We start from the raw sequence: 25,678 nt of genomic DNA, 5'->3' as shown, positions 1-25,678 counted from the left end.
CTTTTGTAACTAATTTGATCAAGATCATTGCGATCTGTCTTTATGTGTATTGAGTGTTGCTGGCGGTTAAATGGCATACGAAATAATTGTAGGCGTTCTTGACGGTTTTACCTGTCAATCAATGAAGAAAAGGAGACGATAATGGTAGAAATGGGAAACGAGGATGTTTCAGGCATCGAGGTGCTGCATGCCTTTCCTTCCGGTGGCAGGACGCGGCCTTTACCCACCATTTTCTTCTTTCACGGCTACACCTCTTCTAAAGAGGTTTATTCGTATTTTGCGTACGCGCTGGCGAAGGCTGGCTTTCGGGTTATTGCGCCGGATGCACTGATGCATGGTGCACGCTTTGACGGTGATGAGGCGCGGCGCTGGCGCTGTTTTTGGGACATATTACTGACGAATGTGCAGGAGTTGCCCATCCACCTGGCCTGGTGTCGTGAGCACGGGTTGATTGACGGCGACAGAGTCGGGATTTGTGGTGCGTCGATGGGCGGCATGACGGCGCTGGCGGCAATGACGCAATACCCCTGGCTGAAATCAGCGGCCTGCTTTATGGGCGCAGGCTATTTTTCGTCGTTGTCGCAGACGCTGTTTCCGCCGGTGACGCCGGATGAGCCGGGAGCGCAGGCGCAGTTACAGGCGCTGGCGGAACGTGTGGCGCCTTATGACGTGGGGCATCAGTTGGATAAGGTGTCTGACCGACCGCTACTGCTCTGGCATGGCCTGGCCGATGAGCTGGTACCGGCATCACAGAGCGAACGGTTGTATCGGGAGCTGACCGCTTGTAACGCCAGTCAGCATGTGACCTACCTGACGGAGGTCGGTATTGGCCACAAGATTACCCCGACCGCCTTGCAGGCCGGTGCGGATTTCTTCGTGCGTTCACTCTGATTTCCCCTCTGGCTGCGCCGCTTTTCCCTTTGTGAGACTGTCTGGCGATATCGCTTGTTTTCCCATGAGGGCGTCATTATAATTACGCGTCATTTTTTTCAGCCGTACACACAATACGTTCCTTGCTTCCATGGGCCACGGCTGACCCTGACAGGAGGCTGAATAATCCGTAAGGAGCAATTCGATGCGTCATTACGAAATCGTTTTTATGGTTCATCCTGACCAGAGCGAACAGGTTCCGGGCATGATCGAGCGTTACACCGGTGCTATCACAGCAGCGGAAGGCAAGATCCACCGTCTGGAAGACTGGGGCCGTCGTCAGCTGGCTTACCCGATCAACAAACTGCACAAAGCTCACTACGTTCTGCTGAACGTTGAAGCGCCGCAGGAAGTGATCGATGAGCTGGAAACTAACTTCCGCTTCAACGACGCCGTTATCCGCAGCATGGTTATGCGCGTTAAGCACGCGGTAACTGAAGCATCTCCGATGGTGAAAGCGAAAGACGAACGCCGTGAGCGTCGTGACGAATACGCTGAAGCTGATGATGATGCTGAAGTTGGGGATTCTGAAGAGTAATTGTTGTGGTGACGGCCAATCGGCTGGTGTTGTCGGGCACGGTGTGCAAGACCCCCATTCGAAAAGTCAGTCCGTCAGGTATTCCTCACTGCCAGTTTGTGCTTGAGCACCGCTCAGTGCAGGAAGAAGCCGGACTCAGCCGACAAGCATGGTGCCGTATGCCCGTGATTGTCAGTGGACATCCGTCACAGGCATTTACCCACAGTATAACGGTCGGTATGCAACTCAGAGTTCAGGGGTTCATTAGTTGCCACCAAGGGCGCAATGGCCTCAGTAAGTTGGTGCTGCATGCCGAGCAGATTGAATTGATTGATTCTGGAGACTAGCCAAATGGCACGTTATTTCCGTCGTCGCAAGTTCTGCCGTTTCACCGCGGAAGGCGTTCAAGAGATTGACTATAAAGACATCGCAACGCTGAAAAACTACATCACTGAAAGTGGTAAAATTGTACCGAGCCGTATCACCGGCACCCGTGCAAAATACCAGCGTCAACTGGCCCGCGCTATCAAGCGTGCGCGCTACCTGTCTTTGTTGCCGTACACTGATCGTCATCAGTAATCGGCCACTGTCCATTAACGAGACTTTGAGAGGATAAGGTAATGCAAGTTATTCTGCTTGATAAAGTAGCAAACCTGGGCAGCCTGGGTGATCAGGTTAACGTTAAAGCGGGCTACGCTCGTAACTTCCTGGTTCCGCAGGGCAAAGCTGTGCCGGCAACCAAGAAAAACGTTGAGTTCTTCGAAGCCCGTCGCGCTGAACTGGAAGCTAAACTGGCTGACGTTCTGGCTGCTGCTGAAGCCCGCGCTGAGAAAGTCAACGCACTGGCTTCCGTAACCATCGCTTCTAAAGCGGGTGACGAAGGTAAACTGTTCGGTTCTATCGGTACTCGTGACATCGCTGATGCGGTGACCGCTGCCGGTGTTGAAGTAGCGAAAAGCGAAGTTCGTCTGCCGAACGGCGTTCTGCGCACACTGGGCGATCACGAAGTGAGCTTCCAGCTGCACGGCGACGTATTCGCTAAACTGAACGTTGTCGTTGTAGCTGAGTAATTTTTTACTCCGCTTCATGGCAACACGTAAAACGCTGGCCTTGTGCCAGCGTTTTGCATTTCAGGCGATCCATTTTATGGGTTGATCCTGATGTGAGTGATCTTACCGCGTTGGATCCTGTGCCAGACGTTCTTCAGCATCCCGGCACCGTGATCTTTGACAAGGCTGTGGTTATTCAATGATTTTTTATTTGATTGATATTTAACGTATTATTTCATCTGGTTTTTCGGTTTTCTCAATTAAGAAACTGTCTGTGATGCAATTCGCATATATTCCACCTGCCTGAGATCTTGCGATCGGATAAGTGTCAGGCATAGATAGTCATCACACTCCCTGTCGAAATTTTCATCGTTTTCTTGACACCCATAATCCCTTCATTAGAAAAATATGCAAACGTTCCTGCAAACGTTTTACATAATTTATTAAAAGTACCCTACATGAAGAAAAGAGGACGCTATGAAAAAAATCACGATAACGGCGGGGCAGCGCTACCGCAGTCCGTCTACGGAGAAAAGCAATCATGCTGATGGAGCGCGTCATGTATTACGCGCTAACGCACTGTGCGACAGATCTCGGGGGATAATACGTTGCGTGAGCAGGCATACGTTGCTGCAACGAGGAGTGCAACCGGTAACACAGGTGGTTATCGGGCGGTGAAATCGCCTGTGTGACTGTTACCGCGTGCTGAACATACCGGTAAGGGGAAATACGGAGAAAAGCCCCTGACTGGTCAGGCAATAGCACATCCTCACTAGCCTTTCTGGAGAAAAACGTATGTCTACGCATGACATGAGTGTCGGCACCATGAGTGGTGTCATCAGCACTGTCGCGACTGGAGGCACAACACAGGCTGAATTGGTGGCTCGCCTTGAGCGTATGCCAATCACCCGCCAGTTAATGACGATTCGTGTGGTTGTGGGTCTTTCCACATTCTTTGATGCTTATACCGTACTGGCAATCGCCTTTGCCATGCCGCAACTGGCGGCGGAATGGGGGTTAAATGCGACGGATATCGGCATGATTATTGCTGCCAGCTATGTCGGGCAATTGATCGGAGCGGTATTTTTTGGTTCTCTGGCAGAAAAGATTGGTCGTCTTGGTGTATTAAAAATCACGATTATCCTGTTTGTAGTCATGGATGCATCCTGTCTGTTTGCCTGGAGCGGTACATCCATGATGGTATTTCGCTTCCTGCAAGGTGTGGGGATCGGCGCTGAAGTTCCGGTCGCCAGTTCTTATATCAATGAATTCGTCGGAGCGAAAAAACGTGGGCGTTTCTTTTTGTTATATGAAGTGATTTTCCCGATAGGCATGATGTTTGCGGGGATAGCCGGGTATTTTCTGGTGCCGATTTATGGCTGGAAGGCGATGTTTATTGTGGGGTTGATTCCTTCCATCATTACGGTGCCTTTACGCTGGTTTATGCCCGAGTCACCACGCTGGCTGGCCTCAAAAGGGCGCTTATCTGAAGCCGATGCGGTGGTGAAAAGGCTGGAGGACGAAGTGATTCGCCACGGTGGCACGCTAGCAGAGCCGGTCATTCGCCAGACTGCGGATAAAACCGTTGCCTCGCAAGGGTGGCGTGAGCTGTTTTCGGGTATTTACCGTAAGCGGACGTTTACCATTTGGGCGTTGTGGGTATGCGGCTATACCATCAACAATGGTTTGGTGACCTGGTTGCCAACGCTATATAAAAAGGTATTTGGCTTGCCTATCGAAACGGCGCTGGCGTACGGCTGGATAACATCGGCATTTGGTGTTGTAGCCTCGATTATCTGTGCGCTGTTTATTGATAAAGTTGGGCGCAGGCGCTGGTATGCGGCTGCTTTTTTATTGGCAATTATTCCGCTTACTTCATTGACCGTATTAGGGGCGACCAGTCCAATACAGATTCTGGTCTGTGCAACGGTGGCATACGCCATATTGCAGACCATCACGTTTTCTCTCTACCTGTATTCTTCCGAACTTTATCCAACCAGGCTACGCGCTATTGGCACCGGATTGGGGAGTGCCTGGCTGCGTGCAGGTTCCGCCGTTGGCCCTATTTTGGTAGGCGTTATTGTCAGTGATTTTGGCATTCGCTATGTGTTTGTCGCTTTCGCCTTAATCGCCCTGATTGGGGGTGTGGTAACGCTGAGGTATGCTATTGAAACGAAAGGCAAGGTTTTGGAGGAACTCTCGCCATAGCGGTACCTGTGTATGGTTGGCTTGCCCTGCGAGTGTGGGGCAAGCATTAAATAATCACAGGCAGTGGTTTTCAGACGCTCGCCTCATCCGCTGAGAAATAATATGAAGAATAATTATTTATATATATTCAAAATAATTTGTGTGGCGTGTTGAACCATGCCACATACTGGCTGGTTAAGCCTGGGGGGATGAAATGGCTGAATCATGTAACTCATCCACGTATGACGTGAGGATACGTCAGGGGAATAGAAGAAATCCCCGGTTTTATGCATCACGTTGTCGGTTTTTATTTCAGCTAAGATGAAACAAATTTTTATTTAATGATGTGTATGGATTATTTGTTTTTAAGCTATTAATCTCGATGCTGTCAGTAATACCGTTTTATCAGGAGGTCATGGCGGTGTGAGGTTCGGCCGTAACAGATTAATCTATAATTATAAGTAGTAACTTGTTTGTGGTGTGCATCACACTTTAATGTTTCCTGGCGTTAAAATTATCAATTTGTCGAGTGTCAGACAAAATAATTACATCATCGTTAATATCTCGCAATCCGTACCGATACTGTAACAATGTGGTGTGGTTTTTCTTTCCGTCAAGGGTGGGGGTCAATATGGGGTTGGCTAATAACATAATGAATAAAATGAAAGTCTCACACAAGCTATACGGTGGTTTCTCGATAGTGCTTATTTTAGTGATCATCGCCTCAGGGTTTGCGGCGACGCGATTTTTCACTATTCGAGACCTTTATATCAAGACATCGATCATGAATGATATGAATCATTACCTTGATCAGTCTAAGATAGCGAGAATTAAATATTTCTTTTCTTTTGATGAGTCTAACCTCAACAACCTGGTGAGTTATAATAATCAGATTGTCGAGAGTATTAATAAAACCAAATCACTGTCGTGGGGAGACGAATATTCTGGTTATCTGAGCAGTCTGGATCAGGATATGAAACAGTACTGGCAGGATCTGGATACCGAGAAAGCAGCATTAAATAAAGTGAAAGAGACCAACAATGCGATTGATACGCTTGGTAGCGGAAATCAGCTGGCTCAGGCCTTGGGTAGCATAACGCTGAAGCCTGATGAAACCGTGTTGCTGGCAAAGCGTGATGCGATGTTGTTGGCCATTGTTAAGCTGACTAACAGTACGCAGACACTGCAGCGGACAGGCAGTGCGGAGGCATCGAAAGCGCAACTGCGTTATTACGATGAGGCGACAAAGGCGTATACCGACCTTGCCAGCGCACTCGATAGTGAACGAAAAGCCCGGCTGACGGATACCGCTGCTTATATCGACAATTATGGCCGTGTGGGCAAACAGTATTTTGATAACCTGACCAGCCTGAAGTCTACGGATGTGAAATTCCGCGCGACGGGGGATAAACTCACTGCGGATATTGCCAGCATCGTCGGGAGTATTGACGCAAAAAATAGCGCCATCATCAACAGCTCAGTCTTGCAGATGACAACCCTCGGAGGGATTGCGGTACTGTTCGGCTTGCTGATTTCCTGGGCGATAACCCGCCAGATAACCCAACCAATTATGTCGAACCTGAAACTGGCGGAAGCCATCGCGGATGGTGATTTATCCATGTCGGTGAAGATTGAGCGCAATGACGAGTTGGGGATGCTGACGCACGCCATGATGGATATGACATTGCGGCTGCGCAAGCTGGTGGCGGATATTCTTCACAGCGTTAATCGCGTCGCCGGGGCATCGAATGCAATCAGCGCAGGTAATAACGACCTGTCGGCAAGGACGGAGCAGCAGTCCAGCATGATTGTGGAAACGGCAGCCAGTATGGAGCAGTTGACCTCAACGGTGAAAAATAATGCCGATAACGCCCGCCATGCCAGTCAGATTACCGGTAAGGCGTCAGACATTGCTAATCAGGGGGGCGATATTATCCGGCGAGTGGTCAGTACCATGTCCGAGATTTCCGGTAGTTCTAAAAAGATTTCTGATATCACATCGGTCATCAACAGTATCGCGTTTCAGACCAATATTCTGGCGTTGAACGCCGCGGTGGAAGCGGCCCGAGCCGGGGAACAAGGCCGAGGGTTTGCGGTCGTTGCCAGCGAAGTGCGTAGTCTGGCGCAGCGTAGTTCTCAGGCAGCCAAAGAGATCGAAGCGCTGATTTCTGAGTCGGTTTCCCGTGTCGATGTCGGGGCGAATCTGGTGACGAAAGCCGGGACGACGATGGATGAAATCGTGGGGTCGGTCAACTCGGTCAACAACCTGATGGGGGAAATCGCCGTTGCTTCTGATGAGCAGAGCCGTGGTATTTCGCAGATCGGCAGTGCGGTGACAGAAATGGATTCGACCATCCAGCAAAACGCCTCGATGGTCAGCGAATCGTCTTCGGCGGCGCATGCGCTGGAAGAGCAGGTGGCACGTCTGGCTGAATTGGTTGCGGTCTTCCGTTTGCCGCAAGGCGATGATCTGCCCGAGGAGACCGGCTATGGTCGTCCATCGGCACTGGTATCACCGCATCGGCTGTTATCCTAAAAACGGTGGAAGTCGGCCGCTCTGATGAACAGGGCGGCCTTTTTTAGTGGTTAGCGTTTGTAGGGCGCGCTGGAGCTGCGTGGAATCAGGCTTGGGATAACCCGACTGATGGCGTTAGCGCCTTGTGGAGGCGAAAGCAAAAGGTCGACGGCCAGTGAGGCGACATGATCCAGCGGCACGTGGACTGATGAGAGCGGTACCGGCAGGCGCGCGACCAGCGGAATATCGTTATACCCTACCAGCGACAGGTCCTGACCAATTGTCAGGCCGACACGGTGCGCTGCCGCCATCACGCCTATCGCCAGATCATCATTGATCGCAAAAATGGCGCTGGGACGGTTTGCCGGTGTGAGCAGTGCCAACCCTTGTTGTTCCCCGGACTCAATCCCAAAACCAGACTCGCGGATCCATTCGGGTCGTATTGGCAACCCCGCCTCCTGCATCGCCCGCTGAAACCCCAGACGGCGATCACGCGCTCCCGAGGTGAAATTGGGGCCCGCAATCAGACCGATATCCCGATGACCTAAATCGATAAGATGACGAGTGGCCAGATAACCCCCTTGCTCATCATTACCAGTAGCTGAAGGGCTAATGCCATCGGTACGCAGCACCAGAGTATGGGGGATCTGCTGCTGGCGTAATTCCGCAGGCAGTTGGTCATCCAGTCGGCTGGTGGCCAGAATCAAACCGTCAACCCGGCGGTCAAGCAACGATTCTGCCGCCTGCTTTTCCTGCACCGGGTCATCACCGCAAGTGGCGACAATAGTGAAGTAACCGTGCCGTTCTGCGGCGCGGAAAATGGCTTCGTATAAAAGCGCCATGACCATATCGCTTAAACGCGGCACCAGCACACCGATAGTCCCTGTGCCACCACGACGCAGGCTGGATGCCATAATATCGCGGCGGTACCCCAGCTCCTGTGCGACCTCTCTGACCCGTTGAGCGGCTTTACTGCGCGATGGAGGCAGACGTTCGTCCAGTACGCGCGACACGGTAGAGACGCTGACGCCAGCCGCGGTTGCCACGTCCTGCAGTGTTACCGGTTTATTGCTCAGCTTCCGGTTGGCGCCAGGTGGCGAAAATGCGTTTGAGTCCATGTCATCCTTCGTCGTAATCAGTAGGGGAGCCTCCCCGATAAAACTCCGGTATTTAAGGCTATCCACGCTGTCCGGATGCCTTCAGCCGTCTGGAGTGTGTCTGTTTTATTGCTTGTTTTGCACGCTGTTATTATGTAGTGGCACCGGTGAATTAGCTATATTTTTGGTAATACACCGCAGATAGCGCTATGACGTGAATCAAGGCGTAGTGCCGACAGGGTATGGCGGTCGGTACGCGAGCAAATGTGGTGAAGGGAAGCACAAGGCCACGCAAACAGGGCGCGTCAGGTCAGAATGGCAGGGTGCCCGTACCCTGTGTAGGCGGGCACCCTGATAGTTGCGCTGATAGTTGCGCTGATAGTAGAGATGAGCGTCGAACGCATCAGCCAACGCGAGGAAGCTCCGCCATGCGGATGGCCGTCATAATTTCGTCTGCGGCACCAGGTTCCAACGGCATTAACGGGGAACGAACTGTCGCATGATCCAGGATCCCTCTTGCGACCAGCGCATGTTTCAATGCCACGGTGCCTTCCATGTGAGAACCACGGTGGTACACGCTTTTCGTCACCGGCAGCAGGCGATCGTGGATAGCGCGGGCGGCAGCATAATCTTTCGCCTTACCCGCTTTAATCATTTCAACCAACAGTTCGGGGGCAATGTTGCCATAACCGACCAGGAAGCCATCCACATCGAATACGGTTGATAGCAGGTATTCATCGTGGCAACTCAGGATTTGCAGGTCAGGGCGTTCGCGGCGGATGACAGGAATTTCAGTGTCCCAGCGGCGCATGTTTCTCACCCCATTTTTCATGGCGAATACGCCGGGTTGTGCCGCGATATCCAGCATCGTTTCCAGGTTGTAAGTACATTTGGTCGCATCGGGATACTGGAACAGAATGAGCGGCAGGCCACTTTCTTCATACACATGGCGGTATTTGTCCTGCGGCGCGCCTTTCTGATACCCGAAACGCAGCCAACCGTGGGACGGGTACAGCAACCCTGCTGATGCACCGGCTTTGATGGCGCGTTTGGCTTCTTCTGCCGCTACAGCGGTCCCTTCCAGCGTGATGCCAGCGATAATCGGAATCGCGCCGTTTACTGATTCGGCAAAGGCTTCAATCACTTTCATTTGTTCTTCTTGCGACAGGAAGGTGCCTTCCCCGGCGTGCCCTAACACGGTGAGGCTTTTCACACCGTCGATGCTAGCCAGCCAACTGCCTAGTTTTTTACAAGCCGCATAGTCGACGGCCCCGTCGCGGGTGAATGGGGTGATTGGTGCAGGGTTAAGACCACGTAAATCGATATTGATGTTTTTCATAACGTCCTCTTTTTTCTATAGGGTACTGTCGAGTGCAATTTATCAAAAACGTTTGCGGGAACGTTTGCAGTTTTTATCAAAGCGACCGATCCTGTCAAGAGGGATTTGCGAGAAATTGGATCTATTCAGCAGAGGATCATGTGTTAATGGTGGATACGCACGACGTGACGCTACCCCGCGAGTATGATCAACAGGCGAAATCAATTCAGTCAGAAGGAGGGGGGAATGACCTTGATACACCTGATGCGCGTCTATGACGTACATCAGCCGATGGAACCGGCGGCATTTCTGGTGGATAGGCTATGGCCACGCGGTGTGGCAAAAAGCCGTCTGGCTGGTGTTGTCTGGCTTAAAGACGTGGCACCCAGTCATGAATTGCGCCGCTGGTATCATGCCAACCCGGTCGAGTGGGATGTTTTTGTCGGGCTGTACCACGCGGAACTCTGTCAGCATTGCGCGTGGCAACCGTTGATAACGCTGTTGCGTCAAAACGAGCCGATAACGCTGCTGTATGGCAGCCGGGATACGCAGCGAAATCATGCCATGGTTTTGCGTGATTTTCTGGTTGAGCAAGTGCACGCTTAGCGAGCGCGAATAAAAGAGCCGTCTTGCTGCCGGGTGAACTGGACTTGTTGACCATCCGGGGTGTCGATTTCAAGCTGGCTCACCATCCCCTGTGTATTGAGTTGCAGGCGAACATTCTGCCCGGCCCGCAAATTACTGAGTGGCTTGTTCTGGCCCTCGACTTGCGCCATAGCAAACACATCATTGACGGGCAGGTTATTGTCGCGAAATAACTGCGCCAGCGTCTGACCGGAGGCGATTTGGTAGGACTGCCAGTGGGCACCAGATGTCGCCGGGCGCGACGCCTGGTTAGCGGTGGCGTTAGCGTTAGGGTCCACCAGTTGTGCCTGTATCGGCGCATTCTGCGAGCTAAGCGGTACGTCCACCTGATGGGAAGGCGCGGGTGCTGAAGGCGGGGTCGGCCACAGCAGTACCAGTAACAGCAAGCACAGCAGAATCAGAATACAACGACGGTGAAAATAGGGCAGTGGTTCCATCCAACTGAAATCATCCGGCAGGTGCCACACTGTCCGCAGCCAGGATGAGTAGTGTCTGCGATGCGGGTGGCGTGGCGCGGGATCCGGGGAAATCTCGGGTGCTTCCTCTGCACGTTCTTCCGGTTCATCTGGCATCGCCTTGTGTTGACGTCGCTGGGCCAGCCAGTTCAGGCAGGACCGCCATAACGTCAGGTGATTCCAGGTGGATTGTTCTTTCCGGGATTGATCTCTCCTGGATTGTTTTCTCCTGGGCGCGATTCTGCCCATGGTGACCTCTCTTAGAACCGTATAAAGGTAAAAACAGCCTATACCCGTCATACTTCAAGTTGCAGGTGTGTTGGCTGCGCTCGCTCACCCGAGTCACTTACTTGAGTAAGCTCATCGGGATTCGCTCTCTTGCCGCCTTCCCGCAACTCGAATTATTTTGGGTATAATTATATCGGTAATTGGTGACAGATAACCAGTTAAGGCCGCCATCATTGGAAACTGATGCCGTAAACATGAACGGTTTGACGCAAGGTCGAGCGACGGCGAAACAAGATAACGACAGAACGTTTTACCCTCAATCGACTCACTGCTATGCTGCACTTTCATATTTTTTAGATTAAAGGAACATTCATGACAACGCCTTCTTATGACAGCGTCGAAGCGCAGGCAAGCTACGGCATTGGCCTGCAGATTGGTCAACAACTGCAGGAATCCGGTCTGGAGGGGTTGATCCCCGATGCGCTGCTGGCAGGGCTGTGCGATGCGCTGGAAGGTAAAGCGCCTGCGGTGCCGGTTGATGTGGTACATCGCGCGTTGCGTGAAGTGCATGAGCGGGCGGATGCGGTGCGTCGTGAACGTCAGCGTGAACTAGCGGTTGAAGGCCAGCGTTTTCTGGATGCCAACGCCGCTAAAGACGGGGTGAGCAGCACAGAATCCGGCTTGCAGTTCCGTGTTCTGACTCAAGGCGACGGCGCGATTCCGGCCCGTCAGGATCGTGTGCGGGTTCACTACACTGGCCGCCTGATTGATGGCACCGTGTTCGACAGCTCGGTAGAGCGTGGCCAGCCGGCTGAATTCCCGGTTAGCGGCGTGATCCCAGGTTGGATCGAAGCGCTGACGCTGATGCCGGTTGGTTCTAAGTGGGAACTCTATATCCCTCAGAATCTGGCGTATGGCGAACGTGGCGCGGGTGCGTCCATTCCTCCGTTCAGTACCCTGATTTTTGAAGTGGAACTGCTGGAAATCCTGTAAGTGTTTTCTCTGCCGGGGACGTCGTGACCCGGCTGATTTCCCCTCGCAGGCGTTAGCTGTGAATGACGCCGACCTCATCGCTTTTCAATTGCTCATTTCCCATTGATCATGGTTCATGCCGCTGTGCAAATACGTCGTGGTGTAACCGATGGATACACCTGGTAAAGATGGGCTGACGATTCTTTTTTTATACTGGTATGCAGTCAACGGCGCCAGGCGTGAATTGCTTTCCTGAAGTTATTATTATTTAGCCATTTTCTGATAGCGACTGAAGGTGGCGCGCCGTATAAGTGACTCATCCGCCGCGTTGCGGTGAATCAGAGGTTAACAATATGATTAAGCCACTTTTACTGGGTGCCATCGTGACAGGCTTATTGCTGTCAGCAATGCCTGCCGCACAGGCTGATAGCCTGAGTCTGTCATTGCCTGGTGTGTCTTTGCACATCGGCGATCGTGATACTCGTGGCTATTACTGGGACGGTAATCGGTGGTGTGACCCGGATAGCTGGTACGCCCGTCGCCACCATCATGCCCGCCAGGTTTATTACGAATATTACGACTATGCACCGCCCCCGCCGCGCCGAGTTGTGGTGGTAGAAGCACCGCCTCCGCCGCCGGTCTACGTCGTCCCTGCCGGGCCGCGTGGTCCAGGATGGGGATGGGGGCCAGGCCCTCATCACGGTGGCCCGCGTTGGTAAACCGTGATTGATAGCGAACTTAAAATAAAAAACCGTGCTCTGGCAGAGCACGGTTTCTTTTAGCGGCTACATGGCGGGTAACGGCGATTATTCGCCCTTCAGCGCCCGTGGAAACAACTGGTTGTTCTCCAAATGGATATGTTCCATCAGGTCGTCGATAAATTCATTGATACCGGTGTATAGCGCACGCCAGGTAGTACAAGCGCCGACCGGCGGGGTCACGTTGTTGGTGAGGGCTTTGACCACTTCCAGCTGTTGACCGGCGTCGTCATGCTCATGTTCCATGACGGAAATCGGCCCAGTGGCTTGGGCACCCATACCGGACTGGATCATTGGGAACAGGATCCGCTCTTCTTTCATCATGTGCTGTGCCAGATCGTCGTGAATCAGCGTCAGTTGAGCCGTCAGTCCAATTGGGCAACCCGGCTTGTCGTGGTGTACGCGTTCGACTTTCTCCGCCATCCGAATCAGTTCCGGCAACTGTGCACGGTGACGATCATGGAAACGACTGATGATATGCACAATCATTTCGCCAAGAGAGGCCTGTTGCCAGTCTTTTTCCGTGGATGGCTGTGTCGACAGGTCGGCCAGACGCGATTCGAGCATATCGATGTCCAGCGCCCTCTTGGTGGCAGCACGCAGCAGCGTTTGTTTGCCGCCGCAACAAAAATCGAGATTGAATTCACGGAACAGTGCGGTAGCGCGAGGGATGGTGATGGCCAGCTCGCCTAATGATTGGTCGCGGTAGTGCATGGTGGGTACCCTCAGAACGGTGTTATTTATAAAATGTATTTTAAATACATCTTTAAAAATTAGCTATCCCTAAAAAGGATTACTGGGAGAAAGAGGGCGATGAAAACACCGCGCCTGTCGGCGCGGTATGGTGACGGGTTATTGTTGTAAATCCAGACGGTACACGGCGAAGCCGATATCATCGTTGCCCACTAGGGTGAGCGGGTATTGCGATTTTTCCTTGATGAATGCGGCGGCTTTCGGCGACGGTGAGGTTTCCACCCGGATATCCAGTGGTGTATCGCTGACAATCTTCGCCAGACGCCAGTTGTTGTCCGCCGACGGTTTCACCTCTCCGGATTTTTTCGTTTCAGTGCTGATGTAGGCAGCCAGTACCGCACGGTTTTCATCCGGCGAGGCGAATGCGACCTGTTTTTCACCGGTACCGGCAAATTTTTCGCCATACGCGCGGTAGTTATTGGTGGCGACAAGGAACGTGGCCTGCGGGTCGATAGGTTTGCCGTTAAAGGTCAGATCCTTGATGCGGTGTGCATTACCGTTGATCAATTGGCACTCGCCGTCGTAACGGGCGGGCTGGGTGACATCTATCTGATAGCTGACACCGTCAATCACGTCAAAATTGTAGGTGCGGAACCCTTCCCAGTTGATCAGCGATTGCGGCTCGCGTTTATGCACATCAATCTGGTTGAACTGACCGGCGGAGCATTCCAGCCATTCCCGTACCTGCTCGCCTTTGACTTTCACCACCACCAGCGTGTTGGGGTAGAGGTAAAGGTCGGCAGCGTTACGGAAGGTCAACTGGCCTTTTTCGACTTCCACATAGCTGGCCGGGTCGTTTTTGCGACCGCCAGCCTTAAATGGCGCGGCGGCGGAGAGCACCGGCAGGTCCGCCAGATCCGGGTCGCCCTGAATAAAGTGTTCGACGTAGGCTTTCTGCGCGTTGTTGACTATCTGTACGGTTGGGTCGTCCTGAATCAACGACAGGTAGCTGTACATGTTGTCGGAGGATTTACCGATAGGCTGGCTGACAAATTCACGGGTTTTTTGGTGGGCGTCCGCCAGTACGTTAACCAGTTGCGCATCTTCCGCCGCCAGTGATTTCTTCTGGGCTTTGTCGAAGATGGGGCGCGCTTCCGCTTTGCCCTCGGTCACTTTCCACTGACCACTGTCATTGTTCAAGACCAAATCGACCACCCCAAGGTGATCGCCCCACTGGCCGGGCATGACAGCCGGTACGCCATTGAGCGTGCCTTTAGCGATATCGGCACCGTGGATGCCAGCAAAATCTTTGCTCGGGAACACGGCGTGAGCGTGGCCGAACATAATGGCGTCAATACCGGGAATTTGGCTTAAGTAGTAGACTGAGTTTTCCGCCATGGCTTTGTATGGCTCAGCCGACAGGCCGGAATGCGGGATGGCAATCACCACATCCGCCCCTTGTTTGCGCAGCTCCGGTATCCATTTTTTCGCGGTTTCGGTGATATCCGCCACGGTGACTTTGCCGCTCAGGTTGGCTTTGTCCCACACCATGATTTGTGGCGGGACAAAACCGATGTAACCAATGCGCAGTTCATGAGGGTTACCGTCACGGTCTTTCACCGTTTTCTTTTCGATCAGGTAAGGTGTAAACAGTGGTTTGCCGGTGCTGGCATCCAGTACATTAGCGTTGATATAGGGGAAGTGGGCGCCAGACAAGGCTTTGTGCAGGTAGTCCAGCCCGTAGTTGAATTCGTGGTTGCCGATATTGCCGACAGCGTAATCCAGCGTATTCATCGCCAGATAGACCGGGTGTACATCGCCTTTTTGTAATCCTTTGGCCGCAATGTAGTCACCCAGTGGGCTGCCCTGAATAATATCGCCGTTGTCCACCAGCACGCTGTTGACGGCCTGCTGACGAGCGGACTGAATTAAACTGGCGGTACGGACCAGTCCGAATTTATCCGTTGGACTGTCTTTATAGTAGTCATAGTCCATCATGTTGCTGTGAAGATCGGTGGTTTCCAGCACCCGTAAATCGACGGTCGCCGCCTGGGTAGCGGTAGCGATAGCCATCGCAAGCAGGCTCAGCACCAGCTTATGCTTCATAAAGGTCGCTCCTGTGACGAGGTATGAATAGGGCTTCGCCGCCGGTCATTTGTCCGACGTCCTGGCGGCGAAGCCTGAATCTATATCGCAGATTTTGATGAATATAGTGTTAAATATCAGTCTGGAGTGTGAAGCATGACATATACCCGCCTTCCTGCAACGCGATTTATTAAAGGATAGAATGCCGGGGACAGACATAATAATGGCCTGTACAGATAACGAGGTGAAACGATGTTAGAACCGATCTGCCAACTGGCGCGTGAGGCGGGAGAGGCCATCATGCAGGTATATAACGGCCAGCAGCCGCTCAATGTAGCGCATAAAAAAGATGATTCGCCGGTGACGGCGGCTGACCTGGCGGCGCATAAGGTGATTGCGCGTGGGCTGGCGGAATTGCACCCTACTATCCCCATTCTCTCGGAAGAGGACCCGCAGGTGTGGTCCGAACGCCAGCACTGGCAGCGTTATTGGCTGGTGGACCCGTTGGATGGAACCAAGGAGTTTCTTAACCGCAACGGTGAGTTTACCGTCAATATCGCGTTGATTGATAACGGTAAACCGGTGTTGGGGGTGGTGTATGTGCCGGTAACGGGCGTGATGTATGCCGCCACACAGGGCAATGCCTGGAAAGAGGAAAAAGGATCGCGCCGTCCGATTCGGGTGAAAGACGCCAGGCCGCCGCTGGTGGTAGTGAGCCGCTCCCATGCCGACGCGGAGCTGGAGGATTATCTGCGCCAGTTAGGCGAGCACCAGACCGTTTCTATCGGTTCGTCGCTGAAGTTCTGTCTGGTCGCTGAAGGCAAAGCACAACTGTATCCGCGTTTTGGGCCGACGAATATTTGGGATACCGCTGCCGGGCATGCGGTAGCACTGGCCGCCGGTGCACAAGTGCATGACTGGCAGGGACGTGAACTTTCCTATGTGCCACGAGAGTCCTTCCTGAACCCCGGATTTCGCGTATCGCTGTTCTGAGGCGTATTTTCTACTGGTCGTGATGTGCCAGCCTGATTCTTCCCGCTGATATCGCAGCAGGCGACGCCCCTGCTGCGATATCTATCTTTACGTTGTCATCTTTAACATGAAGCACGACGTACTGTCGTTTTTTGGTCATATTCTCCCGGTAGATTGGCGGCCGTTAACGCGAGTGCGGCGGCATGCCCGAGTTTGCGGCATACCGCACACACGGTAATAACTTGAAGGTTTATACTGATTTAAAAATTATGGCATTAATCTATTCGGTAAAATTATGTAAATGCCATAAATAATTCTGCTGTTGCGGGAACTAACCACAGAATAGAGACACTAATCAGTAGTACATGATTGCCACGCAGGACATCTCCGGCCTGAATCAGGCATGGGGTGCGTGGTGAATAAAAACGGGAGGAGAGGAAGACGATGAGGATCTTCGAGCGTTACAATCCCCTGAAGGTCGCCAAGTATGTGAAAATCCTGTTTCGTGGAAGGCTCTACATTAACGGGATCGGCGCTTTTGAATTTGATCAGGGGCGCATCCTGCTGCCTAAGACGCAGGATAAACAGCATCTGGTGGTGATGTCTGAAGTGAACCGTCAGGTACTGAAATTGCAGGCTGAACTGGGTTGACGAACCCTCTTCAGCAATAGGAAAACGGCCCTTTGACGGGCCGTTGTTATTGGTAGCGACTGAACGGTGAAGGCTGGCTTAGGCCGGGGGCGTTTCGGGGTTAACCGTTGTTCTTTCTTCCAGCCGGGTCACCAGCAACTGGTCTATCTTGTTGCTGTCGATATCCACCACTTCAAATTTATACCCAGAGTAACGGACAAAATCAGTACGTTTGGGGATTTTGCGCAGCGTATACATCATGAACCCGCCGATGGTTTCGTAATTATCGGAGTGAGGGAACTCATCAATACTCAACGCGCGCATCACGTCTTCTATCGGTGTGCCCCCCTCGATAAGCCAGGAGTTCTCGTCACGGGCGACAATTTGCTCTTCCATCCCCTGTCCAACCAGGTCGCCCATCAGCGTCGTCATCACGTCGTTGAGGGTGATAATTCCTACTACCAGCGCGTACTCGTTGAGGATAACGGCAAAATCTTCTCCTGCCGTTTTAAAACTTTCCAGCGCTTCTGACAGCGTCAGGGCATCCGGTACCATCAGCGCCGGGCGAATCTGGACGCCGCTGGTCAGCTCCAGACTCTGGTTCCCCAACACCCGGTTCAGCAAGTCTTTGGAGTCCACATAGCCGACAATCTGGTCGATGGTGCCGTCGCATACCAGAAACTTGGAATGCGGCTGGTGGGCGATTTTCTCTTTGATTTGCGCTTCATCTTCGTGCAAATCGAAATAGACCACGCTTTCACGCGAGGTCATGGAGGACGGTACCGTACGGGACTCCAGTTCGAATACGTTTTCGATCAACTCGTGTTCCTGTTTGCGCAGCACGCCGGCCAGAGCTCCGGCTTCCACCACCGCATAGATATCATCCGGTGTAATGTCTTCTTTGCGCACCATCGGTAATTTGAACAGCCGAAAAATCAGGTTTGCCAGGCCGTTGAACAGCCACACCAGCGGGCGGAATACCAACAGACAGAAGCGCATGGGGTTGATGATCCGAATGGCAATCGCTTCCGGGGCAATCATACCAATGCGTTTCGGTGTCAGGTCGCCAAACAGGATGAACAGGCTGGTCACCAGCACAAACGAACAGGCGAAACTGGCCCGGGCGACCATGTCTTGCGGCAGAACGCGGGTAAACAGCATTTCGAAATACGGGGAGAATGCCGCGTCGCCGATGATACCGGCGAGGATAGCGACCGCATTGAGGCCTATCTGAATGACGGTGAAAAAGATGCCCGGCGTTTCCTGAAATTTCAGTACCAGCACGGCATTCAAGTCTCCCTCGTCGGCCATCAGCTTCAGTTTGATTTTGCGCGAAGCGGCCAGCGATATTTCCGATAGGGAAAAAAACGCACTAATAGCGATAAGACATAAAATAATTAACAGACTGTTTAACATAGTTTTTTCGCACAGTCGTCGCGGACGGCGAACCTCTGAAAGGGAATCACATTATGGGTGCTTCGGCACCGAAATAAGGGTGCAACGGCACCGCAAAAAGGACCGGAAACCGGTCCTGTGGACGCACAGTATAACAGGTGCGATGAAATCGTCGCCAGCCTTAGCCTTGCGGCGGTAAACACACGCCAATACCGCCCAGTCCGCAGTAGCCGTACGGATTTTTGTGCAGGTATTGCTGGTGCTCATCTTCGGCATAGTAAAACGGCCCGGCGGGTTGAATTTCGGTGGTAATGGCACGGTTATCGCCCGCTTCGCGCATGGCCTGCTGAAAGCGCTGGTAGCTGGCTTTGGCGGCGGCGTTCTGCTCTGGCGTTAACGTATAGATAGCGGAACGGTATTGCGTGCCGATGTCGTTGCCCTGTCGCATCCCTTGCGCGGGATTATGGTTTTCCCAAAACAGCTGCAACAACTGGGTATAACTCACCTCTGCCGGGTCAAACACCACCCGTACCGCTTCGGCATGGCCAGTTTTACCGGTGCACACTTCCCGATACGTCGGGTTGGGGGTATAACCGCCGCAATACCCTGACGCGGTGCTGTAAACGCCCGACTGTTGCCAGAACAGGCGCTCTACGCCCCAGAAACAGCCCATCGCGAAAATCGCCACCTCCATGTTGTCCGGAACGTGGGTCATGGAGTGCTGGTTGACCACGTGCAGGCGGGCGACTGGCATCGGCGTCGTGCGGCCTGGCAGGGCATCTGACTTGTCGAGCAACTGGGTCTTGTCAAAATTCACTATCACGTTTGGCTCCTGATTATCACCCTGTATTTCGTCATTTTCAGAGCATAACCGAGTTAATGCGCTCTGTCTTTATGGCGAAATAGCATAGGTATATGACAACGGTGTGGGTATCGACGGCGAGTGTGTCGCCAATACGTCGGCCCCTACCTGAAGTGTACGCATTGCCGGGCTATCGTGCCGGGTGTGGGCGGCTTTCAGGGTCATGGCGTTGTCGGCATGGCGACGACTATCTATAGTTAACAGTGGTAACTAATTCTATCGTTACTGAGATACCTGTCTGTTGTTGTTCAGAAAATACGTCGATTTTTCCGACGCTACTGGGAAGTTACGTGACAATTTTTATCAGGACAAAAAATAGATTTTGCCGCCGTAGCGCCGTGTTCTGCCGGGTGTTAAGCATAGCTTGCCTGCTGCTGATGGCGACGTCGGCATGGGCTGCATCGAATGTACGTCTTCAGCTTAGCGGGCTGGACGGGGAGTTGCAGAAAAATGTGCGGGCACGCCTTTCTACTATCACCCCGGATGAAGTCAATGCTGATGGGCGTTTCCGTGCCCGGGTTGATGAAGCTATCCGCAAGGGGCTTCGTGCGTTGGGGTACTACGACCCGGATATCCGCTTTGAATTTATTCCAGCGCAGGGGCGTGGCCGTCCGGTGTTGAAGGTCACGGTGACACCGGGAGAGCCGGTCAACATCGCCGGTTCCAGCATCGCCATTCGTGGTGGCGCACAACAGGATGAGGATTATCAAAAACTGGTGCAACAACGTCGGCCAGCAGTCGGTAGTCCGCTCAATCACGGTGATTACGATGCGTTCAAAGACGAACTCAATACGTTGTCGATGCGTAAAGGCTATTTCGACGGCCATTTCACTAAAAGCCAGTTAAGGGTGATGCCCTCTACCCATCAGGCCTGGTGGGACATCGATTATGACAGCGGCACCCGCTATCGCTTTGGTAAGGTGAACTTTCGAGGCTCTCAGATTCAGCAGGCGTATTTGCACAATCTGGTACCCTTTCGCGAGGGCGACGTTTACTCGGTGGAACAACTGGGGGAGTTTAACCGGCGCTTGTCTGCCACCGGCTGGTTTAACTCTGCGGTAGTCTCGCCGGATTTCGAACACGGTCGCCAGAGTAAAGTCCTGCCGCTAGAGGCGGTGGTGACGCCGCGTACCCGTAATAACGTGGAAACCGGGGTAGGGTATGCCACCGATGTCGGGCCGAGGCTGAAAACAACCTGGAAAAGACCCTGGGTGAACGATTATGGCCACAGTCTGGAAAGCAGCCTGAGCGTATCCGCACCGGAACAGCAACTGGATTTCAGCTACAAGATGCCGCTGCTGAAAAGCCCGCTAGAGCAATACTATCTGGCACAAGGTGGCTTTAAGCGAGAAGATCTCAACGATACCCAGTCTGACTCGACGACATTCAACCTGGCGCGTTACTGGGAGCTCACCAGCGGCTGGCAGCGTGCCGTGAATATGCGCTGGACGTTGGATCACTTTACTCAGGCCAACGTCACCAACACGACGATGCTGCTTTACCCCGGCGTCAGTTTCAACCGTACCCGACAACGAGGCGGGCTCATGCCCGACTGGGGGGATACCCAGCGTTACTCGGTGGATGTCTCCAATACCTTGTGGGGATCGGATATTGACTTTGCGGTGTTTCAGGCACAGAACGTCTGGATCCGGACGCTGGCGGAGAAACACCGTTTTGTGACTCGCGCCAATCTGGGCTGGATCGAAACCGGTAGCTTCTCGCGTGTTCCCCCCTCGTTGCGTTTCTTTGCCGGTGGCGATCGCAGCATTCGCGGTTATAAGTACAAATCCATTTCTCCACGCGATAGCGACGGCAAGCTCACCGGTGCCTCGAAGCTGGCAACAGGATCGCTGGAGTACCAGTACAACGTCACGGGGAAATGGTGGGGAGCCGTTTTCATCGACAGTGGCGAAGCCGTCAATGATCTGGCTCGCACCAACCTGAAAACGGGCGCGGGTATTGGTGTGCGCTGGGCTTCGCCGGTCGGGCCAGTCAAGCTGGATATCGCCCGGCCGATTGGTGATAACGATAAACGCGGATTGCAGTTTTATATCGGGCTGGGACCGGAATTATGAGCAGGATGAAAAAAGCCGGAATTGGCCTGATGGTGGGGATGCTGGCGTTATTGCTGGCGGTGATACTACTGGTGACCACCACGCCAGGGTTACATGTGTTACTTGGCGCGGCTACGCGCTGGGTGCCGGGGCTGGAAATGGGAGCCGTCGAAGGCGGCTGGCGGGATTTGACGCTCAATGCCATACGCTACCAGTCACCCGGCGTCACCGTGCAGGCAGAGCGCGTGCATGTGGCGTTGAAACCGGGATGCCTGTGGCGCAGTCAGTTGTGTCTGGATGACCTGTCGTTGCAGGGGCTGACGGTCGCTATCAATACTCAGGCATTGCCACCGGCCGAACCCGAACCACCGGTGAAAAGCGCACCGGTAACCGACATTCTTGCACCGGTGGCGATGGCGCTGAATCACATCAACCTCACCCATAGTCGCATTGTGATCGATGGCACCGATGTGTCATTGAACTCGCTGCAAACTGCGCTGAACTGGCAGGGACGTTCACTGACGTTGTTGCCGACACAGGTGTCAGGCCTCATTGTTTCGTTGCCTGCCACAGCGAAAGCGCCGTCTACACCGCCGGTGACGGCGGTTAAGCCGCCGCCGCTGGGAGAAACGCTACATGCGCTGTTTTCCGCACCGCTACTGCCGGCGATGCCGACATTTACCTTGCCGTTGGATCTCACCATTGCCGATCTGCAAGGGGAGTCATGGCAGGTTGTAGGGAGCCAGCCGGTAGCTATTTCACGCGTCCAATTGCAGGCAGCTATTCGACAGCAAACGCTGACGCTGCAGCAACTCACGGTGCAATCACCGCAGGGTGCACTGTATGCGCACGGCAACGCGACCTTATCGGGCGACTGGCCGGTCACGCTTAACCTCAACGGTATGCTAAATAGCGAGCTGCTCAAGGGGGAGCGCATACGGCTGACCGCTGACGGCAGCCTGCGTCAGCAGCTACGGCTGGCGATAAACCTGTCTGGCCCACAGCGGGCGCAGGTCGATATCCAGACCGCGTTGGCCGAACCCGGCCTGCCGCTGAATCTGAGCGTGCGCGCACCGCAACTGCGTTGGCCGCTGACCGGTGACGCGCTTTACCAGTTCAATGAAGTACAAGTGAATGTCAGCGGAAAAGTGACGGATTATTCACTGTCGCTACGCGGGGATATCCGTGGCAGTGAACTGCCGCCCGCTACCCTGGTGCTCGATGGTCAGGGCAGTGAACAACAGTTCTCGCTGGCGCGATTACGGCTGGCGGCGTTGCAGGGAACGGCGGACATAACCGGTCAACTGGACTGGCGTGATGCGATAACCTGGAACGGTAATCTGGCGCTCAAAGGCATCAATACCGCGCAGCAATGGCCACAGTGGCCAGCACGGCTGGACGGTGTATTCACTATTAACGGCAGCCTGACGGGGGAGTCATGGCGGTTTGATGTACCGCAACTGACGCTGGACGGGCAAATCCGGCAGAACAAACTGATCGCCAAAGGGGCATTGAGCGGTAATGCCGACGGTCAGTGGTCGATTCCGGGGATAACGCTTTCGCTGGGGCGTAACCAACTGACGTTACAGGGGGAATTGAAAGACCAATGGCGATTGAGCGGCGACATTAATGCGCCGTCGCTCAATGGGATACTGCCCGGTCTGGGTGGACAGATAACGGGGAAACTGCGGCTGGATGGCAAACGTGAGGCACCACAGTTGCAGACAGATATTTCCGCCACCGCGTTGCGCTGGCAGGAACTGAGCCTCGGTAAACTGACACTCAAGGGCGACGTGCAATCGGATAAACAGGTACACGGCACACTGACGTTACAGGCGCAGCAACTGACGCAGGGGGATGTGCGGCTGGCGTCGCTGAATGTCCGGGCGACCGGTGATGAGAGCCAGCACCAGCTACGCGTCATCCTGAACGGCGAGCCGGTAGGCGGCCAGCTGTTATTGAGCGGCCACTTCGACCGTGCACAGCAGCGCTGGCAGGGGGAGCTGAGCGATACGCGGTTTGACACCCCGGTTGGCGAATGGCGGCTGGCACCGTCGATGTCGCTGGTTTATCAGGTTGCGGCGCAGACCGTCACGATAGGAACGCATTGCTGGCGTAATCCTAATGCTGAATTGTGCGTACCTCAGCCGATTGAAGCGGGAGCCAGCGGTAAGGCAAGCGTGATGCTCAACCGGTTTAATCTGGCGATGCTGGCACCGTTTATCGGTCAGCAGACAGCGGTGAGTGGTACGGTGAACGGCAATGCGCAAGTCAGTTGGCAGGTCAACGGCGGTTTGCCGCAAGCCCGTGTCACGCTGGCGGGGCAGGGTGTCACCGTTCGCCAGCAGGTTGAAGGCGGCACGCTGCCGGTAGTGTTTGACACGCTGACCCTGGATGCCGGATTAGAGCACGGGCAGGCGCGCCTGGCGTGGCTGATGGGCATTCAGGGTAACGGTCGTTTCCGGGGCGATGTGAGTATTACCGATCCGCAGCATCGCCGTAATCTGAGTGGTACGGTGACGCTAAATGCGTTGTCACTCGACTTGCTGCGACCGATGCTGCGTCAAAACGAGAAAGCCGCTGGGGTCGTCAATGCTGATCTGCGGTTGGGCGGCGATCTGCAACGTCCGCAGGTGTTCGGGCAACTCACGCTGGATAACCTTGATGTGGACGGTAACTGGATGCCAGTGGATTTGACTAGCGGGCGGTTAGCGTTGCTGTTTAACGGTATGTCCTCGACATTGCAGGGCGTTTTCCGTACCACTCAAGGGCAGATAACCCTGACGGGGAACGCCGACTGGTCGGTATTCGATGCCTGGCGAGCACGGATTGCGGTTAACGGTGATCGTATGCGGGTGACAGTACCGCCAATGGCGCGGCTGGATGTGTCGCCGGATATCGTGTTCGAGGCGACGCCACAGCTACTGTCGCTAAACGGTACAGTGACGATCCCCTGGGCGCGGATTGTGGTGCACGATATGCCCGCCAGTGCGGTGGATGTCTCCTCGGATGAAGTGATTCTGGATGCGCGGCGTCAACCGGTTGCAACCGTTGCCCGTGGGATTCCCATCGCCAGCAACCTGATTGTCCGAGTGGGTGATGATGTCTGGCTGGATGCTTATGGGTTACGAGCCCGTCTTCATGGCGATTTGAAAGTCTCGCAGGATGAACAAGGGTTGGGGCTGAACGGGCAGATCTCGATGCAGGAAGGGCGCTTCAAGGCCTATGGACAGGATTTGCAAGTGCGTAAAGGGCTATTACTGTTTTCCGGGCCGCCGACGCTACCGGTGTTAAATATCGAGGCTATTCGCAACCCGGATAATACCGCAGACAGTGTGACGGTCGGCGTACGGGTCACCGGTACTGCCAGTGCGCCTAAGCTGGATGTGTTTTCCGAGCCGACGTTATCCCAGGAGGAAGCGCTGTCTTACCTGCTGCGTGGTCAGGGTTTGAACCGTAGCGGAGCAGATAGTTCGATGATGACATCAGCCCTGATTGGTTTAGGGGTTGCACAAAGTGGCCAAGTTGTGGGTAAAATCGGCGAGGCCTTTGGCGTAAGCCATTTAGCTCTGGATACACAGGGAGTTGGCGACAAATCGCAGGTTGTTGTCAGCGGTTACGTTCTTCCGGGCCTGCAGGTCAAATATGGTGTCGGCCTGTTCGATTCATTGGCAACGTTAACCTTACGTTACCGTTTAATGCCAAAACTATATCTGGAAGCGGTGTCTGGTGTGAGTCAGGCACTCGATGTGCTCTATCAGTTTGAGTTTTAGCAATGCGAATTATTGTCTACGGCAGTTTACGGCGCAAACAGGGAAACAGTCATTGGATGACCAACGCTCAGTGGTTAGGGGATCACCAGCTCGAAGGGTACGAGTTATACGATCTGGGACACTATCCGGCGGCGGTTGCAGGCGAAGGAGAGATTTACTGCGAAGTGTACCGCATCAGTTCGTCTATTCTGACCGAACTGGATGAACTGAAGCGGGGAGGCGGAGCTTACCAGCGTGAGTTGATTGCCACGCCTTATGGCAGCGCCTGGATTTACCTGTATCAGCGTCCGGTTACTGGCTTACGTCGTATCGTCAGCGGCGACTGGTTGAAGCGTAACGAAGAGCCATAACCTACCATCACGTCATACTCTACATAATCCCGGTAGCGAATAACGTTAACCGGGATTATTTATTTCCCCCAATAGTCACTTGTTCTTATTTATTCTTCTTTATTTGTTGTTTGTGTTTATTAATTCTTTCTTTGTAAAGAAATCTCGTTGATATTTTTTATATGTATTCTTGGTTTTTGAGTAAAAATTTTGT

At 53.6% G+C, this 25,678-nt stretch carries 22 protein-coding genes; 15 read left to right on the top strand and 7 right to left on the bottom strand.

The window, feature by feature from the left end; translation table 11 throughout:
- Positions 1-141: 141 nt before the first annotated feature.
- From yjfP to DD586_RS16785, 7 genes are all read left to right on the top strand, one after another.
- Positions 142-891: an esterase gene (gene yjfP / locus DD586_RS16815; RefSeq protein ID WP_012886014.1), complete on the top strand. Its 750-nt coding sequence runs from the start codon at positions 142-144 to the stop codon at positions 889-891.
- A gap of 184 nt (positions 892-1,075) precedes the next feature.
- Entirely contained in the window at positions 1,076-1,468 is a 393-nt protein-coding gene (gene rpsF, locus DD586_RS16810; protein ID WP_012768533.1) for a 30S ribosomal protein S6, read from the top strand.
- 5 nt (positions 1,469-1,473) lie between these two features.
- Positions 1,474-1,794 (top strand): primosomal replication protein N, encoded by a 321-nt coding sequence (priB, locus tag DD586_RS16805; RefSeq protein WP_012886013.1) that lies wholly within the window; start codon positions 1,474-1,476, stop codon positions 1,792-1,794.
- Positions 1,795-1,798: 4 nt separating this feature from the next.
- On the top strand, positions 1,799-2,026 hold the full coding sequence (gene rpsR, locus DD586_RS16800) for a 30S ribosomal protein S18 (protein ID WP_000135199.1): 228 nt from the start codon (positions 1,799-1,801) through the stop codon (positions 2,024-2,026).
- A 41-nt stretch (positions 2,027-2,067) separates the two neighbouring features.
- Positions 2,068-2,517 carry a 50S ribosomal protein L9 gene (gene rplI, locus DD586_RS16795; protein ID WP_012886012.1) on the top strand — a complete coding sequence of 150 codons (450 nt, stop codon included), beginning with the start codon at positions 2,068-2,070 and terminating at the stop codon, positions 2,515-2,517.
- 804 nt (positions 2,518-3,321) lie between these two features.
- The gene (locus DD586_RS16790) at positions 3,322-4,704 is read left to right on the top strand and encodes an MFS transporter (RefSeq protein ID WP_167316316.1); all 1,383 of its coding nucleotides are present in this window, start codon (positions 3,322-3,324) and stop codon (positions 4,702-4,704) included.
- 610 nt (positions 4,705-5,314) lie between these two features.
- Positions 5,315-7,219 carry a methyl-accepting chemotaxis protein gene (locus tag DD586_RS16785; RefSeq protein WP_012886009.1) on the top strand — a complete coding sequence of 635 codons (1,905 nt, stop codon included), beginning with the start codon at positions 5,315-5,317 and terminating at the stop codon, positions 7,217-7,219.
- Positions 7,220-7,269: 50 nt separating this feature from the next.
- Here DD586_RS16785 and DD586_RS16780 read toward each other — a convergent pair whose 3' ends face one another.
- The gene (locus tag DD586_RS16780) at positions 7,270-8,316 is read right to left on the bottom strand and encodes a LacI family DNA-binding transcriptional regulator (protein WP_012886008.1); all 1,047 of its coding nucleotides are present in this window, start codon (positions 8,314-8,316) and stop codon (positions 7,270-7,272) included.
- A gap of 382 nt (positions 8,317-8,698) precedes the next feature.
- Positions 8,699-9,634, bottom strand: coding sequence for a dihydrodipicolinate synthase family protein (locus DD586_RS16775; protein ID WP_012886007.1), 936 nt, complete (start codon positions 9,632-9,634; stop codon positions 8,699-8,701).
- A 225-nt stretch (positions 9,635-9,859) separates the two neighbouring features.
- Between DD586_RS16775 and DD586_RS16770 the strand changes: the two genes are divergently transcribed.
- Complete coding sequence (locus DD586_RS16770) at positions 9,860-10,219, top strand: DUF488 domain-containing protein (RefSeq protein ID WP_012886006.1); 360 nt, start codon at positions 9,860-9,862, stop codon at positions 10,217-10,219.
- Here DD586_RS16770 and DD586_RS16765 read toward each other — a convergent pair.
- Positions 10,216-10,962: a LysM-like peptidoglycan-binding domain-containing protein gene (locus DD586_RS16765; RefSeq protein WP_012886005.1), complete on the bottom strand. Its 747-nt coding sequence runs from the start codon at positions 10,960-10,962 to the stop codon at positions 10,216-10,218. The genes DD586_RS16770 and DD586_RS16765 overlap by 4 nt on opposite strands.
- 351 nt (positions 10,963-11,313) lie before the next feature.
- Between DD586_RS16765 and fklB the strand changes: the two genes are divergently transcribed.
- Positions 11,314-11,934 carry an FKBP-type peptidyl-prolyl cis-trans isomerase gene (gene fklB, locus DD586_RS16760; RefSeq protein ID WP_012886004.1) on the top strand — a complete coding sequence of 207 codons (621 nt, stop codon included), beginning with the start codon at positions 11,314-11,316 and terminating at the stop codon, positions 11,932-11,934.
- A 332-nt stretch (positions 11,935-12,266) separates the two neighbouring features.
- The gene (locus DD586_RS16755; RefSeq protein WP_012886003.1) at positions 12,267-12,632 is read left to right on the top strand and encodes a DUF2502 domain-containing protein; all 366 of its coding nucleotides are present in this window, start codon (positions 12,267-12,269) and stop codon (positions 12,630-12,632) included.
- Positions 12,633-12,719: 87 nt separating this feature from the next.
- On the opposite strand, the gene ytfE is transcribed toward DD586_RS16755, so the two are convergent.
- Positions 12,720-13,385 (bottom strand): iron-sulfur cluster repair protein YtfE, encoded by a 666-nt coding sequence (gene ytfE, locus DD586_RS16750; RefSeq protein WP_012886002.1) that lies wholly within the window; start codon positions 13,383-13,385, stop codon positions 12,720-12,722.
- A gap of 138 nt (positions 13,386-13,523) precedes the next feature.
- Positions 13,524-15,470 carry a bifunctional 2',3'-cyclic-nucleotide 2'-phosphodiesterase/3'-nucleotidase gene (locus DD586_RS16745; protein WP_012886001.1) on the bottom strand — a complete coding sequence of 649 codons (1,947 nt, stop codon included), beginning with the start codon at positions 15,468-15,470 and terminating at the stop codon, positions 13,524-13,526.
- A gap of 231 nt (positions 15,471-15,701) precedes the next feature.
- Between DD586_RS16745 and cysQ the strand changes: the two genes are divergently transcribed.
- Together cysQ and DD586_RS16735 are read left to right on the top strand one after the other, a co-directional pair.
- On the top strand, positions 15,702-16,442 hold the full coding sequence (gene cysQ, locus DD586_RS16740; RefSeq protein WP_012886000.1) for a 3'(2'),5'-bisphosphate nucleotidase CysQ: 741 nt from the start codon (positions 15,702-15,704) through the stop codon (positions 16,440-16,442).
- A 423-nt stretch (positions 16,443-16,865) separates the two neighbouring features.
- Entirely contained in the window at positions 16,866-17,072 is a 207-nt protein-coding gene (locus tag DD586_RS16735; protein ID WP_012885999.1) for a DUF1107 domain-containing protein, read from the top strand.
- Positions 17,073-17,150: 78 nt separating this feature from the next.
- Here DD586_RS16735 and DD586_RS16730 read toward each other — a convergent pair whose 3' ends face one another.
- Positions 17,151-18,467 (bottom strand): hemolysin family protein, encoded by a 1,317-nt coding sequence (locus DD586_RS16730; RefSeq protein WP_012885998.1) that lies wholly within the window; start codon positions 18,465-18,467, stop codon positions 17,151-17,153.
- Positions 18,468-18,627: 160 nt separating this feature from the next.
- Positions 18,628-19,269, bottom strand: coding sequence for a peptide-methionine (S)-S-oxide reductase MsrA (gene msrA / locus DD586_RS16725; RefSeq protein WP_012885997.1), 642 nt, complete (start codon positions 19,267-19,269; stop codon positions 18,628-18,630).
- A 416-nt stretch (positions 19,270-19,685) separates the two neighbouring features.
- Here msrA and tamA point away from each other — a divergent pair, with 416 nt between their 5' ends.
- Genes tamA through DD586_RS16710 form a run of 3 tightly spaced genes read left to right on the top strand, consistent with a single transcriptional unit; the run spans position 19,686 to position 25,485 of the window.
- Positions 19,686-21,383 (top strand): autotransporter assembly complex protein TamA, encoded by a 1,698-nt coding sequence (gene tamA / locus DD586_RS16720; protein WP_167316315.1) that lies wholly within the window; start codon positions 19,686-19,688, stop codon positions 21,381-21,383.
- Entirely contained in the window at positions 21,380-25,135 is a 3,756-nt protein-coding gene (gene tamB / locus DD586_RS16715; RefSeq protein WP_012885995.1) for an autotransporter assembly complex protein TamB, read from the top strand. Before tamA ends, tamB begins: the two co-directional genes overlap by 4 nt.
- Positions 25,136-25,137: 2 nt before the next feature.
- On the top strand, positions 25,138-25,485 hold the full coding sequence (locus DD586_RS16710) for a gamma-glutamylcyclotransferase family protein (protein ID WP_012885994.1): 348 nt from the start codon (positions 25,138-25,140) through the stop codon (positions 25,483-25,485).
- Positions 25,486-25,678 lie beyond the last annotated feature (193 nt).

Origin of the sequence: Dickeya parazeae Ech586, from assembly GCF_000025065.1 — a bacterium.
GTDB classification, from domain to species: Bacteria; Pseudomonadota; Gammaproteobacteria; order Enterobacterales; family Enterobacteriaceae; genus Dickeya; species Dickeya zeae.
The sequence above is the reverse complement of the archived record's forward strand: the minus strand, read 5'-3'. Positions and strand labels throughout refer to the sequence as shown.